A 13,823-nucleotide genomic window follows, 5' to 3' on the forward strand; every position below is an offset into this window, starting at 1 on the left:
CAGAACTGCCGCAGCGCCAGGCCGGTGCCGACATTGCCGATCTGTTGCCGTTCAACTTTACTGCTGTTTAACAGCCGCTTGCCCGTCGATTAGGGCAACGTCAAGGTGCGGTAGAAATCGCGCTTACGTTATAGACATCCGCGTAAATCTCAAATATTTTCTCCGGCGGCACAGAGATTGTGACTCGACTTTCCACTTGCATTTCGGTTACTCCTTTGTAGTCTATAAATTATGTAACGCACTCTACGAGTGCAGCATCACATCGATATCCTGAGTCGCCATGGCTTGACCTTTCTGTGCCTAACGTCGTGGTGTGCGAATGGCCGCCCGGGAATTAGTATTGAACTGTGCCGTATCCGGCCAGTCCGCTCATCCTCGAAAGACTCGATATGCCGGTTATTTGTAAGCGATCCAGTAACCCCCATTGAGCAGTCCGCTAGCGCGATGCAACGTGCAGCGGAACATGCGCGAGGCAATTGACGATATTCATGGCAGCTAGCAACACGTACTTGTCGCTCTCCTCGGGCCGCACCTTGGCTAGCCACTGCGTCAGCTCGGCTGTCACACAGGCAAGCAAATGTGGCTCTGGGTAGCTGGCGATGAATTTGGCCTGCGACTGGCTCGCGAGTGCCGGTCCCAGACCGTTGGCGAAGTTGACTGTCCCGCTTAAGCGCGCGGCTTGCTTATCCAGTTCGTCCTCTGTGATGCGCGGCCATTGGATACCGGACTCTCGCATCGCCAAAAAGCAAACGAACAGACGCTCCAGCAGGAATTCCATTTTCTCGAAGGAGACGCCGAATCTCGTCAAGACGAGGAAGGAGCCAAACAGCGTGGGCTGCTGTTGAAACACCTCGTCTGCCAATGCCGTTTTGCGCTCCATGGTCATGGTGCGCAGCGCTTCGATGGCCCGGGCAAGGTGTTGTGCTGTAATGCGTGGCATTGGAGGCTTTCAGGTTACAGCAGTATTCGGTTGACCGCCAACGCGGTAGTGCCACGGCAGCAGTGCCTCGACTTGCTCGACCGTTTTGGCTGCGGGCAGTTCGCGCAGTACGTGGCACAGCCACGCGTAGGGCTCGACGCCATTCGCCTTGGCGGTCTGCATCAGCGATGCAAACCACGGCACTGGCATGGGCGCCAGCCGGCGTGTCGGCGAACAACCAGCCTTTGCGCTCGACGTAATGTACCAGCTTAGGCCAGTACTTGTGCATGTAGCTCAACGCTTCGCCCAGCTTGTTCTTGTCTTTGGGCTGCACCCGTGGCGCCTCCACGAAACGCCGGCGCACATGCGCCCAACAGACGAGATGCTCGACGTATTCGGTGCGCGCCACCGCGTTGCAGGCTTCGTAGCCGTCGGTCATCAGGTAGCCGCGAAAGCCTTCCAGCAGGCGTGACGGCACCTGGGCGCTGCGGCCCGGATCGTGGTCGTACAGGACCACAGGTCGCGTCGGCGGACCGCCCGTCTGCACCCACATGTAACTGTTGCTGGTGGGCGTCTTGCCCGGCTCCTTGAGCACCTGTACCACGGTCTCGTCCATGTGGACGAGGGCACCGTCGAGCAATACGTCGCGTAGCAGATTGTGCAGCGGCTGCAGCACGCCGGCGGCGCCGATCACCCAGCGCGCAAGGACATGCTCGAAGCGGGCCAGCGGCAACCCGTCGAGAACCTTGGCGACCAGCAGCAGGGCCAGGAAATTGACGCTGGCATTGCTCTTTGGCAGAGGCTGTGGCGGCAGCGGCGCCAGCCATTCCGGGGTGGGCAGCAGGCCAAGCTCCATACGCACAGCGCCAATCGTCAGCACGCACGATGGCGCCGTGCCCTGCACCGGCGTGACATTCAGGGTGACGAACTTGCTCTGTGTGTCGGCCGCCGCTGCCATCGACCTGAACTTGGCCCGCCAGTAATACAGCGACGTCACCGACAAATCGTGGGCTCGGGCGTACTCGCTGCTCACCCAGCCATCCCGCTCGATTGCCATCACATGCTCACGCCAAAAATCCATGCCGCCTGCCATATCCACGCCCGATGAAAACGATATGGCAAGGATGCCGCTATTTGAATCACCTGAACAGCTTGGGGTTCATGGACCGCTTACCTTGAAAGGCTTGTCGCTCCAGTGAAATTTTGCGAGTCCCGCCGCCAAACGCCCCTGACGCCTCAAAACTTCAGTTCAGCGATCGCCCGCAGCACCATGTAGGTCGGCGCCGTCACCGTCTTGGTCTGCCACAGCGCCTCGCCGGCATAGCTTGCTCGCTTGAGATCATCCTCATGCAGCAAATTGGACGCGCTCAGGCGCAAGTGCATCTTGGGCGTAAACTTCCACAGCACATAGCCTTCGAGCCCGCGCTTGTTCGATTCGCTCGATGTTTCATAGCCCGACAGGCGCACCGTCCCGTTCCTCGCATAAGCCAGCGTCGCCCCCGCCGACACCGGCACCGAGCTGAAAGTATAGTCGGCCCCGACATTGACCGACAGCGGCGCCTGGTTGCCAATGCGGTTGTCCGGCCCCGGCACCGCGTCGAGCGCCGACCAGGTGCGCGCGAGCGAGGCGCGCACGTCCAGCGCCGGGGCGCCGGCGAGCAACTGCGGCAGCTTGAATTTGGTCTCGAGCGTGATGCCGCGCGCCAGCGCCCGCCCGCTGTTGAACGGGCGCGCCACCCAGCGCTCGCCTTCGCGCACGGTGCGGGTCAAGGTCACATCGTCGATGCGGCGCGTGAACAGGCCCACGCCGACCATGCCATCCTGGCTCAGATAATGTTCGTAGGCCAGGTCGAGCCCCAGCGCGCGCTCGGGCCGCACATCGGGATTGCCGCTGGTATCGGGCCGCGTCACCGTGTTGGCCACCGACATGCGGCGTCCGGCGATCAGGCTCTCGCTCGCCGGCACGCGCCAGGTGCGCGCCAGCCCCAGGCGCACCTGGTCCGACTTGGTGCCGGGCAGGCGCCACACGCTCTGCAGCACCGGACTGAACATGCCCCTGGCAAAATCCACCCGCTGCCCGAGATTGTTGGCACTGTCCAGTTCCACCCGCTCCCAGCGCAGGCCGAGATACACCGCCACGCGCGCCGTGACGTCCCATTCGTCCTGGGCGTACAGCGCATAGCGGCGGCTGTCGACCCGAAAAGCGGTGCCGGCCTGGTCGAGCCGCGAGCGCGCATCGATCACGTCGCTGCGATGGTACTGGTCGCGGTCGCGCTGGAGCTCGACGCCGCTCACAAAAGCGTGCTTGTCGGTATACGCCGTGCGCAGCTTGGCCGAGGCCGTCAGGCTGCGGTTGTGCTGGTCGTTCGCGGTATCCTGGCGGTTGCGCAAGCGCTGCCCGCGGTCGACGAAATCGATGCCGCTCGACGCTTCCGAGCGTCCATAGGTCGCTCCCGCTTTCGCCTCCAGCTTGCTGCTCGCGCCCAGCGTCTTGATCCAGGTCAGGTTGTTGCGGATGGTCAGCGACGAACCCGCGCTGGTGTAGTTCTCGTTGGCGTAGTCGGTCTCCGGTCCGCGCAAAAAATCGGTGCGCCCGAAGCCTGCGCTGTCGTAGCGCAGGCCGGACAGATAGCTTTGCAGCGCCAGCGACTCGTCGGCGCCGAATTTTTTGCTGATGCGCGGTGCCAGGCTCCAGTTCCAGCCGCGATCCTCGTTGAACTGCTTCATCTCGCGCAGGATCGCCCCCTCCTCGCCCGCGCCTTCGGTCCGGGTCAGGTAAGTTTCGTCGCCGCTCAGCTGGCGCGTGGCGGCCGTCACCAGCCAGCTGAGCGTGTCGTCCTGGCCGCTCCAGGTGCTTGACAACTGCGGCTTGGTGCGGTCGTTGTCGTGATAGATACCGGCGCGCAACTGCCGCTGCTGCTTGCCGTTGCTGCGCTTGAGGATGAGGTTGATGGTGCCGGCAATCGCCTGCGTCCCCATCTCGACCGTGGGGACGGCGAGGATCTCGATGCGTTCGACCACATCCGGCGCGAGGTTGTCGAGCATGAAATGGGGCGGGGCCGGCTCGCCGTTGAGCAGGATGCGCACGTAGCCGCTGCCCAGGCCACGCATGCTGACTTCGCCGCCTTTGCGTCCCGGAACGCCATTGACGACAATGCCGGGCTGGCGCCGCAGCACGTCGAGCACGCTACCATCGCCATAGCGCACCAGCTCGGCCGCACCGACAGTCTGGCGGAACGTGCCCGATGCGCGCCGCTCGTCGCCGCGGCTGGCGCCGATCTCGACTTGCGGCAGCGCTGCCGGCACGGCTGACACGGGCGCTGGTGTTGCCGGCGGCGCGGCAGGCGGCGCGTCCTGCGCATGGGCCTGGCCGCACAGCGCCATGGCGGCGATCACGGATGGGCTGAAAAACGGGGACAGCTTGGTCAACGTCATGGCAAGGTCGAATCAAAGAGTGAGCGCGGACCGCGCCGGGATCATCATTCATTTTGCCAACAATGTCAATTTCAAAATTTTGCATGCAATGCAAGTTTGCCAGCCTTGCGGCCGGTGCGCGCGTGGTGGCTGCGGCGCGGTAGAATGCGGCAACAGACACGGCCCTTGCCGCCCCGGCGCGGACCGACGATGTCACTACGCTCCACGCGGAAAGACGAGCGCCATGCACATCAGCCAGCATCCCACCCATACCCTCGACTTGCGCGTGCGCGAGCTGCGCCAGTTGTTCAACTCGCTGGACCCGACGCCGTTCCTGAACAAGGATCTCGACCGCGCCTGCGAGGCCTTCATCGAGAACTGGGCGCTGTCGCTGCCGCACGATTGCCACCTGCACCTGACCATCCATGTCGAGGAGCCGGCGGCGGCCAAGGAAGCCGGCGAGTTGGTGGCCGACGCCATCCACAATTATTATGGCTACAAGATCGGCCTGGTACGCGGCGAACTCGGCCAACTGATGCGCGTGGGCCGGCTCAGCCTGTGCATCGGCCTGCTCTTCGTCGCCGCCTGCCTGCTGCTGGCCGAAGCCATCACCAGCCTGATCCCCGGCCCGACCGCCAAGATCGCCCGCGAAAGCCTGACCATCATCGGCTGGGTGGCGATGTGGCGCCCGGTGCAGATCTTCCTGTACGACTGGTGGCCCTTGAAGGGACGCATCAAGGTCTACGACAACCTCAGATTCGCCCGTGTCAGCGTCGTACCCGCCTGATTGAACAAGCATGTTGCAAATGAGCATCACGACACGGTGCGCACGCAACAAGACTGCCTGCATCGCAGGCAATTTGATCCATAATCGACGCTCCAGTGTCCGGCGGCCGCGACAGCCGTGCGGACGCGCGTCCCGGTGGCCGTGCCACCCACGACTTTCGGGGTGTTATGCCATTTTCCTCTCGCCTGTTGCTGTGCCTCGCTCTCGGCGCCTGCCTGCCGGGCCCGGCCTTGCTCGCCGCGGCGCCAGCGGGCGCGCCGGCCGCCGCCGAACTGGAGGCGATCCGCACCCTGTCGCATAGCTCGACCGTGGACGCCCTGGGACGGCTGGAAGCGTTGCAGGCGCGCACCGGGAAGGAGGCGCCCTACCCGCTGCGGCGCGACCTGCTGCGCACCGAAGTGGCGCTGCGCGAAGACGCCGGCCAGCTGGAGCGCGCGTATGCAGTCGAGCGCCAGGCGCTGCTGCTGGCGATCGACAACAACGATCCGGTGTTCGCGGCGCTGGCCAGGCTGGGTGCGGTGCACCAGTTGCTCGACCAGAACCGCACGCACGAAGCCCAGGATGCGCTGGCGGAAGTCCGGGCCGGCTTGCCGGACCATCCGCCGCGCATGCTGCGCGTTGCCCTGGGCCGCGCCGAGGGCGATACCTTCAATGCCAAAGCCCAGTTCGACAAAGCACTGGCGGCCTATTTGCAGGCGCTCACGCTGGAGCAGGACGACCCGCACGCCGGCGAAAGCCGCGCCAAGCTGCTGGCGCAGATCGCGCGCGTGTACATCAACGTCGACAATCCGGCCAAGGCGATCGAGACCACCCGCCAGGCGCTGCGCGAGCGCGCGGTGCCGGCGCGCACCGTGGGGCGGCTCCAGTTCACCGAGGGCATCGCCCTGCTCAAGCTACAGCGCGACAAGGAAGGCATCGCCGCCTTCAAGCACGCCCTCGACAGCGCCACGCGCGGCGGACTGAGCAGGCTGGAAGCGGAAGTGCGCGGCAACATCGCCGACTATTTCCTGCGCCAGCACGACTACCCGCGCGCCGAACAGGAGGCGCGGCTGGCCCTGGACGCCTCGGAGCGGGTCAAGGACGAGAACATGGTCCTCATGGCCAAAGCCAATCTCGGCTTCGCGCTGATGGGTCAAAAGCGCTTTGCCGACGGGCTTCCCTACGTCGATGCCGTCATCGCCAGCCTGGAGCAGGCCGGCGCCACCACCGACCTGGCCGCCATGCTCGACGAAAAGGGCCGGATGCAGGAACAAGCCGGCCTGTACAAGGAAGCGCTGGCGACGCTGCGCAAGCATCAGGCCGCGCAGCAAAGCGGCGAGCGCGCCGCCCGCGACCGCGCCGTGGCCGCCTTGCAGGAAGAATACGAGGCCGGCCAGCGCACCCGCCAGATCGACCTGCTGCGCCGCGAAAACCAGGTCAAGGACGCCGACCTGCGCAGCCGCCGCCTGCTGCAACTGCTGACCACGGTCGGGGCCTTGCTGATCGTCGCCGCCGGCGCCGTGGTGCTGGTGCTGTACCGGCGCTCGGCCGGCACCAACGTGCGCCTGAACCAGCTCAACACCCAGCTGACTTATCACTCGCAGCACGACGCCCTGACGGGCTTGTACAACCGGCGCTGGTTCCTGGAAAAGATGGCCGCGCGCGGCACCCAAGCGCAGCGCAAGGACGAGCCGCACAGCGTCGACTGCATCATGCTGATGGACATCGACCACTTCAAGCACATCAACGACCGCTGGGGCCACGGCGTGGGCGACGCGGTGCTGGTCGAGGTGGCGCGGCGCCTGTGCGCGGCGGTGCGCGAATCGGACATGGTGATGCGCTGGGGCGGCGAGGAATTCCTGATTTACGCGCCGGGGGCCGACCCGGCGCACGTGGCCGACATCGTCGCCCGCGTGCTGGACGGCACCGGCGCCACGCCGCTCGAGGCCGGCGCGGGCAAGGTTCCGGTGACCCTGACCGCCGGCGTGGTCACCCTGCCCCTGCCCGGCGCCGGGCCAGATGGCGGCGACTGGGAACGCGCCATCCGCCTGGCCGACTGGGCGCTGTACCACGGCAAGGAGAACGGCCGCAACCAGGCGCGCATCGTCACCGGCCTGCTGGCCCCGCTCGAGTCGGTGCTGGCGGCGGCAGGCGGCGCGCAGGCCGGCGCGCCAGGCTTGATCGAGATGAGCTGTTTGCACGGGCCGGCGCAAGGCACGGCGTAGCGGCGGCATCCTGTATCATCGTGGACAATCCGACAACACCACGATGATCAATGACAAGGATAGTGCAGCATGAGCGCAGCAAGTACCCCTGAAGACAAGGCGTGGGAGTTGCTGCGCGCAGCGAACGACCAGCAGCAAGAACAGCGTTTCGAGCAAGCCCTGGCGCTGGCCGGCACGGCGCGCACGACGCTGAGCCGCATCACTGCCGGGCAGGCGAAAAGCGCACATTACCCCGTCTGGGGCAGCTTGTTCGAGGTGGAACTGACGGCGCTGGAAGCGCTCGGCAGGCCGGCTGACATGATTACCGTGGCGACCGAGCTGACCGACAAGTTCCGTTTGCGCGCCGGCACCCTGTTCGACAACGATCTGGTCACGTTTCGCCGCGTGCTGCGCCAGGCGTACGGGATCCGGGCGCGCGATTGCCTGGCGCGCCAGGACACTGCCGGCGCCATCAAACAGATCGAAGCCGCCTTCAAGGTCAAGGCGGGCGCCGGCGACTATCTCGATCCGTTCGAAACCCTGTACGACATCCGCGCCCAGGTGTATTGCCAGGCGGTCGACACCGATCCGAAAAAATACCGCAAGCGCCTGTTCAGCGCCTTGCACACCCTGCAAAAGAAAGAAGTCGAGCATTACAGCACGGTGGCGTCGGCCCGGCCGAAGGCGCTGTTTGCCGACCCTGACTTCGTGGCCTACCAGCAAAACACGCCGCTGCAAAAACTTATGAAAGGCAAAGCTGGCGACACTTGGAAGGACGCCATCAAGCGCTTCGCCAAGGTGGTCAAGCTGCTCAAGTTCGATGACTACCAGGCCAGCTTCAACGAGCTCGCGACCGCGCCGCCGGAAACGGAAGCGGCGCTGCGCCAGCTGGAACTCACGCTTGCCTGCACCATCCCCGCCGCCTTGCGCCAGTTGTACCTGGAACACGGGGCCTTGGAGATGCGCGAAGACGGCATGTGGGGCACCCTGGCCGTGTACGGCAGCGAGCACGCGTCCTGCATGCCGCCGCTGTCGGGCCTGATGGACGGCATCGATTCGCTGTGGGGCGGGCGGCCGGAATTCGACGACAGCTTTTCAGCCGAAGAGCTGGACTATTTGAATGCGCAGTATGTCGTGTTCGGCCATATTCACCATGACGACAATTCGTACACGCATTTGTACTTCAGCAAAGCCGGCGGCTGCGGCGCCGTGTACTACCACCAGGATCTTTGGGATGACGCCTCCCCCTCGTTCGAGGCGCTGCTCACGCCCCCGCACGCCGATGGCGAGCGCTTCGAGATCCTGTTTTCCCGGGCTGTCGACGACGTCATCGGGAGCATGGTCAGCTGGAAAGAAGACAAGGACAACGAGGCGTAAGCCGCCTCGTCCCGGCCCCGTCAGGACACGAAGCGCGACAGCAGCCGGATATACGCACTCTGGTAACCGTTCGAGTTCTCGGTCACCTCCCACGAGTTCAGCGGCCAGGAGTCGTTGAAGTCCACATACGACTTCTGCGGCGGCTGCCCGGTCGGCGGCGTGGGCGACTGCGTGCCGCACAGCGGATGCACCGCGGGGCAACCATTTTCCCAGTGATAGCCCGGGTTGGGGCCGCCCACCAGGAAGCCCGGCGGCGGGCCGTAGGTCGAGTCCTTGACGCTGTCCCACTTGACCGAGCCGTGCGCGAACCAGGTGTGATAGAACTGGTCGACCGAATTGGCGGCGCCGAGCGCGCCCATATTCGACAGATACACCTTGCCGAGCGGATTGACCCCGTGCAGGTAATGAAGATAGTGCGAGGCCGCGTTCAGGTTGGCGGCGGCGCCGCGCGTTCCCAGGCCGTACTGCGCCAGCGCCGCGAAATTATTGCCCTCGTGCGACTTGATGGCATTGCTGCCCCAGGTGTACACCTGCAAATGGGCCAGGTACGGATCGGTCCTGGCGCGCATCGCGCTCCAGTGGTCGGTGCCGTCCATGCCGGTGATGTAGGCCGCGCGCAGGGCGGCGGCGGTGGCCGGCGTTGCGCCGGGCAAGCTGGCGTGGTGCATCAGGGCCTGCTGCAGCGCCGCTTCGAACGGCGACACGTAGTTCCAGTACTCGAACAGATGGGTATTGCGGTACTGCGCATCGACAAAGCTGTTATAGACCGCCTTGCCGGTCAACTGGTACAGATAGATGGCGGCCGCCAGCTTGTGGCCGAGGCGGCCGTAATCGTCGGTTTCCTGCTGCCCTGCGCCCAATCCCTGCGAGTTGTAGGCAGGATCATTGTTTTTGAACAGGACGTTCGGATTGGCGAGCGCCCAGTTCCAGGCGCGCTCGGCGCGAATCTTCAGCCCATTGCCGTAACTGGCCAGGCCGGCGCGCGCGCCGAACACCCTGGCCCCGAGCGCAAAGGCGCCGGCCGACGCCAGCGTGGCCGAGGTATTCGGCGGCCCGTACAGGGTCTGGCCGGTGGCCGCCGACGGTGGGCTGGCGTGCGCCAGGCCGGCAATCGACAGCATGGCGCCGCTCGGCTCCTGCATCTTGATCAGCCAGTCCATGCCCCACTTGATTTCGTCGAGCAGGTCCGGATGCTGGTTGCCCGATTCGGGGATGTTGGCATCCTTGCCCCAGATGCCCGGATGGTCGGCAAAGGCGTGCAGCAGGTCGATCAGGTAGCCGGCGTGCCAGCGCGTGTACTTGTTGAAGTCGCCCGCGTCATACCAGCCGCCCGACACGTCGCGCTCGGTCGAGGCGTCGCCCGGCGCACTGAACAGGCGCGCTTGCCGGTCCTGCAAGGGCCCCAGATGCGACGCCGCGTCGGCCCAGCCGGCGCCGGCCAGCTGGGCGGTCTTGGCGATGCCGGCGCGCTGGTAGTAAAAATAGCGCACGGCGGCGCGCAGCAGCGGCCGGTAGACGTCGGCGCCGATCCGGAACGGCGCCGAACTGGCATTGCCCATCTTGTCGCGGATGAAGTACTGGCCAGGGGCGACAACGGCGCTGAAGTCGACGTGCCAGGCCTGGTCGCCCGAGCTGGCGTCGGTCGCGCCATCATGCCAGGCGACTGGCGCGGCGCGGTAGACCACGGCGTTGCTGACGGCATCGACCACCTCGTACAGCGTGCCCGGCGTGAACGAGTCGGCGGCATCGTAGCCGGCCTGCGGGTTGCGTACCACGGCGACCTTGTCGAAGCCGGGCAGGTAGCCGAACTGGTCGACGACAATCGCAGGCCCCAGGGTCATGCTGGCGCTTTGCGCGGCCTCGACCCGGGCCGACCTGGATGACTGGGTGGCGGCGCCGTCCGCCGGCGGTGCCGCCGCCGCCGCACCGGGCGCCGGCGCCGACGAGGACGAACCGCCGCAGCCGATCAGGCTGATGGGCAACAGGCTGGCGCCGGTCGCCAGCAGGAAGGCACGGCGTTTGTTGGGGTTGTTGGAACTCGGTTTGGTGTCGCCGCTGCGCATGCTTGGCCCTTCTCTGGTTTGCCGGGACAACGACAGACGGCGCCACCCGGGCGGATGGATGAACCCGGCAGGCGGCGGGAGCGCCCGCGTGCTCGCGCACGATGTCTCCTGCGAGGATCGGTCGATCGCGGCCATGATCGCCACGTCAATTTTGTATTTATGACACGATTCTGGTGGTGCCAGCCCCCACTGTCAATGCCTTGCGGATGGGTGATGCTGTTTAGTCCGGCGCGCTAAACACGCCGCTGCGCAGGCGCTTGCGCAGTTGGTATGATGGGGCAATGTACTTCCACCGCATCGCTGCCCTGCTGGCCATGTGCCTCGCGCTGTCAAGCGGGGGCGCGAGCGCCGTCACGCAGGCGGAGGTGGAAGCGGGCGCCGCCAGGCTGTATCGCGTCCGGATAGACGCGCTGGCGCAGGCCGGCATGCTCGACCGCGACGCAGCCTTCGTGGCGCGGGTCGCGCGCATTGCGCAGCGCCTGGGCGAGCAGGCCCGGCGCGACAACCCGGCCGCCCCGGCCTTGTCCTGGGAAATCCACACCAGCAGCGATCCCGACGACAATGCCTCATGCATGGCCGGCGGCAAAATCCTGGTCAGCCAGGCCTATGTCGAGCAATTGGCGCTGAGCGATGCGGAACTGGCGATGGTGCTCAGTCACGAGATGCAGCACGCGATCTTGCTGCACAACCTGAAGGAGTACAAGGAGGCGGTGCGGCGCGATCCGGGCTGGCTGGCGCGTCCGTTTTCCGCGCTTGAAGAGGCGCTCGACCATGACGCGCGCCTGATGGGGCAACTGGCCGCGCTCAACCGGGAGCAGGAAGTCGAGGCCGACCGCGAGGGAATGGCGATGGCCTGGCGCGCCGGCTGGCGGGCCAAGCAGCTGGCCGCCTACTTCCGGAAACTCGAGCAGGCCGCCAGCATGAGCCACATCGGCAGCGCGAGCCACCCGTCAGCGCTACAGCGCTGGCGCGCGGCGCGGCGGCAAGCCGGGGCGCTTGAATGACGCCACGGCATTCGCGCCTCCGGCCATGGCCCAGCGCCTCCTGTCAACGCCGGTCCAGCCCGGCCTGATCGCGCAGCGTCGCCGCCTTGTCGGTGCGCTCCCAGGTAAAGTCCGGCTCGCTACGCCCGAAGTGCCCGTAGGCGGCGGTCTTGGTGTAGATCGGGCGCAACAGATCAAGCATCTTGACGATGCCCTTGGGCCGCAAGTCGAAATTTTCGCGCACCAGTTCGACGATCTTGCGGTCCGGGATCAGGCCCGTGCCTTCGGTGTACACGGTGATATTGATCGGCTTGGCGACGCCGATGGCGTAGCTGATCTGGATCTGGCACTGGCGCGCAATGCCGGCCGCGACGATATTCTTGGCCACATAGCGCGCCGCGTACGCTGCCGAACGATCCACCTTGGACGGATCCTTGCCCGAGAACGCCCCGCCGCCATGCGGGCTGGCGCCGCCATAGGTGTCCACGATGATCTTGCGTCCGGTCAAGCCGCAGTCGCCCTGCGGCCCGCCGATGACGAAGCGTCCGGTCGGATTGACCAGGTAGCGCGTCCCGGCCAGCCAGGCGCGCGGCAGCACCCGTTTGATGATCTCTTCGATCACGGCTTCCTGGATATGCCGGTGCGACACATCCGGTGCGTGCTGGGTCGACAGCACGACCGTATCGACGCCGACCGGCTGCCCGTTTTCGTAGCGCAGGGTGACCTGGGACTTGGCGTCGGGCCGCAGCCAGGGCAAGGTGCCATCCCTGCGCAGGCGCGACTGGCATTCCACCAGCCGGTGCGCATAGTGGATCGCCGCCGGCATCAGCTCCGGCGTCTCGTCGCAGGCATAGCCGAACATCAGGCCCTGGTCGCCGGCCCCCTGGTCGAGATCGATCCCGGCGCCCTCGTCCACGCCCTGCGCGATGTCGGGCGACTGCTTGTCGTAGCAAACCATCACCGCGCAGCCCCGATAATCGATGCCGAACTCGGTATTGTCGTAGCCGATCTGCTTGAGCGTCTGGCGCGCCACCTGGATATAGTCGACGTTGGCGTGCGTGGTGATTTCGCCGGCCAGCACCACCAGGCCGGTATTGCACAGCGTTTCCGCCGCGACCCTGGCCTTGGGGTCCTGCGCCAGGATGGCATCGAGAATGGCATCGGAAATCTGGTCGGCCACTTTGTCCGGGTGCCCTTCCGAGACGGATTCGGAAGTGAAGAGATAGTCGTTAGCCATAGCATCTTTCATAAGTGGAAAATTGGACTGCATCAAAGTGCGCTTGGGCGCGTCTCATTCGGCCTGCCGCAGCGGACCGGTGGCGTGCTCGGGCTGGTGCGGCGCGCCGCCGGGGTGCTGCGACTGCGGCGCGGGCCGGGTGACGACGTTCTTGCCGAGCAGGAGGTCGCCCAGCCGGCTCGATGCGCCGTGCCAGAACCCGGACTGCGCATTCCACTCGCGCGGATTGCGGAAGGTGCCGAACAGCATGTCCCACAGCGGCAGGCTGCCGTAGTTGTAGCGGTGTACGCCTGCCTCGTGGTGCACGGCATGCGCTTCGGGGCGCGAGATGAGGTAGCCGAGCCAGTGCGGCGAACGGATGTTGGCATGGGTGAAGATGGTCGACGCAAACAGGAAGTAGCCGCTCAAAATCGCCGCCTCCATATTGACCCCGACCACGAAGGCCGCCAGGAACGTCGACACCACCGTGTAGCCGATCGTGTCGACCGGATGAAAATAGAACGCCGTCGCCACCTCCAGCCGCTCCGAACTGTGGTGCATTTGATGGAAGCGCCACAGCACCGGCAGCGCATGCTGCAAGCGGTGGCGGCACCAGTCGAGCAGGTTGCTGAACACGATGGCGGCCAGGGCGCCGCCCGCCGTGCCCCAGCTGTCCAGGTCGATCAAGCGGTGCGCGCTCACCCAGTCGCGCCACAGCAGCGGCAAGGTATTGACGATGGCCCCGCCCACCAGGAAGAAGACGAAGCCCTTCAAGCGCCAGTGCGGCACGGGAACCAGTGCGCGCGCGGGGAACATGCGCTCCAGGATCAGAAACACGATATACGTCAGCGGAAACAGCAAGCCAAGAATCTTTTCCATGA

The 13,823-nt window shown here is 65.6% G+C and carries 10 protein-coding genes; 4 read left to right on the forward strand and 6 right to left on the reverse strand.

Annotated elements, in window-relative coordinates; all coding sequences use genetic code 11:
• Positions 1-436: 436 nt before the first annotated feature.
• From F2P45_RS27585 to F2P45_RS27595, 3 genes are all read right to left on the reverse strand, one after another.
• A complete protein-coding gene (locus F2P45_RS27585; protein ID WP_166881422.1) occupies positions 437-778 on the reverse strand; it encodes a hypothetical protein in 342 nt (113 codons plus the stop codon).
• Entirely contained in the window at positions 684-2,000 is a 1,317-nt protein-coding gene (tnpA, locus tag F2P45_RS37470) for an IS66 family insertion sequence element accessory protein TnpA (protein WP_166881423.1), read from the reverse strand. Before tnpA ends, F2P45_RS27585 begins: the two co-directional genes overlap by 95 nt.
• Before the next feature lie 155 nt (positions 2,001-2,155).
• Entirely contained in the window at positions 2,156-4,354 is a 2,199-nt protein-coding gene (locus F2P45_RS27595; protein ID WP_166881424.1) for a TonB-dependent receptor plug domain-containing protein, read from the reverse strand.
• Positions 4,355-4,577: 223 nt separating this feature from the next.
• Here F2P45_RS27595 and F2P45_RS27600 point away from each other — a divergent pair, with 223 nt between their 5' ends.
• From F2P45_RS27600 to F2P45_RS27610, 3 genes are all read left to right on the forward strand, one after another.
• Positions 4,578-5,120, forward strand: coding sequence for a hypothetical protein (locus tag F2P45_RS27600; RefSeq protein ID WP_166881425.1), 543 nt, complete (start codon positions 4,578-4,580; stop codon positions 5,118-5,120).
• Between the two features lie 167 nt (positions 5,121-5,287).
• Positions 5,288-7,324 carry a tetratricopeptide repeat-containing diguanylate cyclase gene (locus tag F2P45_RS27605; protein WP_166881426.1) on the forward strand — a complete coding sequence of 679 codons (2,037 nt, stop codon included), beginning with the start codon at positions 5,288-5,290 and terminating at the stop codon, positions 7,322-7,324.
• A 69-nt stretch (positions 7,325-7,393) separates the two neighbouring features.
• Complete coding sequence (locus F2P45_RS27610; protein ID WP_166881427.1) at positions 7,394-8,680, forward strand: SMI1/KNR4 family protein; 1,287 nt, start codon at positions 7,394-7,396, stop codon at positions 8,678-8,680.
• Positions 8,681-8,700: 20 nt separating this feature from the next.
• Here F2P45_RS27610 and F2P45_RS27615 read toward each other — a convergent pair whose 3' ends face one another.
• Positions 8,701-10,743 carry a glycoside hydrolase family 9 protein gene (locus tag F2P45_RS27615; protein WP_166881428.1) on the reverse strand — a complete coding sequence of 681 codons (2,043 nt, stop codon included), beginning with the start codon at positions 10,741-10,743 and terminating at the stop codon, positions 8,701-8,703.
• Between the two features lie 281 nt (positions 10,744-11,024).
• Between F2P45_RS27615 and F2P45_RS27620 the strand changes: the two genes are divergently transcribed.
• Positions 11,025-11,747 carry a M48 family metalloprotease gene (locus F2P45_RS27620; RefSeq protein WP_166881429.1) on the forward strand — a complete coding sequence of 241 codons (723 nt, stop codon included), beginning with the start codon at positions 11,025-11,027 and terminating at the stop codon, positions 11,745-11,747.
• Between the two features lie 43 nt (positions 11,748-11,790).
• On the opposite strand, the gene metK is transcribed toward F2P45_RS27620, so the two are convergent.
• Both metK and F2P45_RS27630 read right to left on the reverse strand, forming a co-directional pair.
• The gene (gene metK / locus F2P45_RS27625; RefSeq protein WP_166881430.1) at positions 11,791-12,963 is read right to left on the reverse strand and encodes a methionine adenosyltransferase; all 1,173 of its coding nucleotides are present in this window, start codon (positions 12,961-12,963) and stop codon (positions 11,791-11,793) included.
• 54 nt (positions 12,964-13,017) lie between these two features.
• The gene (locus F2P45_RS27630; RefSeq protein ID WP_166881431.1) at positions 13,018-13,821 is read right to left on the reverse strand and encodes a sterol desaturase family protein; all 804 of its coding nucleotides are present in this window, start codon (positions 13,819-13,821) and stop codon (positions 13,018-13,020) included.
• Between the last annotated feature and the right edge of the window lie 2 nt (positions 13,822-13,823).

The sequence above is a fragment of the Massilia mucilaginosa genome (assembly GCF_011682145.1).
GTDB lineage: Bacteria > Pseudomonadota > Gammaproteobacteria > Burkholderiales > Burkholderiaceae_D > Telluria_A > Telluria_A mucilaginosa.

Bases quoted from the DNA above. Each gene is read 5' to 3' on its own strand.
- F2P45_RS27630 (WP_166881431.1), bottom strand. From the start codon at position 13,821: ATGGAAAAGATTCTTGGCTTGCTGTTTCCGCTGACGTATATCGTGTTT.
- F2P45_RS27585 (WP_166881422.1), bottom strand. From the start codon at position 778: ATGGAATTCCTGCTGGAGCGTCTGTTCGTTTGCTTTTTGGCGATGCGA.
- tnpA (WP_166881423.1), bottom strand. From the start codon at position 2,000: ATGGATTTTTGGCGTGAGCATGTGATGGCAATCGAGCGGGATGGCTGG.
- F2P45_RS27620 (WP_166881429.1), top strand. From the start codon at position 11,025: ATGTACTTCCACCGCATCGCTGCCCTGCTGGCCATGTGCCTCGCGCTG.
- metK (WP_166881430.1), bottom strand. From the start codon at position 12,963: ATGGCTAACGACTATCTCTTCACTTCCGAATCCGTCTCGGAAGGGCAC.
- F2P45_RS27605 (WP_166881426.1), top strand. From the start codon at position 5,288: ATGCCATTTTCCTCTCGCCTGTTGCTGTGCCTCGCTCTCGGCGCCTGC.
- F2P45_RS27610 (WP_166881427.1), top strand. From the start codon at position 7,394: ATGAGCGCAGCAAGTACCCCTGAAGACAAGGCGTGGGAGTTGCTGCGC.
- F2P45_RS27615 (WP_166881428.1), bottom strand. From the start codon at position 10,743: ATGCGCAGCGGCGACACCAAACCGAGTTCCAACAACCCCAACAAACGC.
- F2P45_RS27595 (WP_166881424.1), bottom strand. From the start codon at position 4,354: ATGACGTTGACCAAGCTGTCCCCGTTTTTCAGCCCATCCGTGATCGCC.
- F2P45_RS27600 (WP_166881425.1), top strand. From the start codon at position 4,578: ATGCACATCAGCCAGCATCCCACCCATACCCTCGACTTGCGCGTGCGC.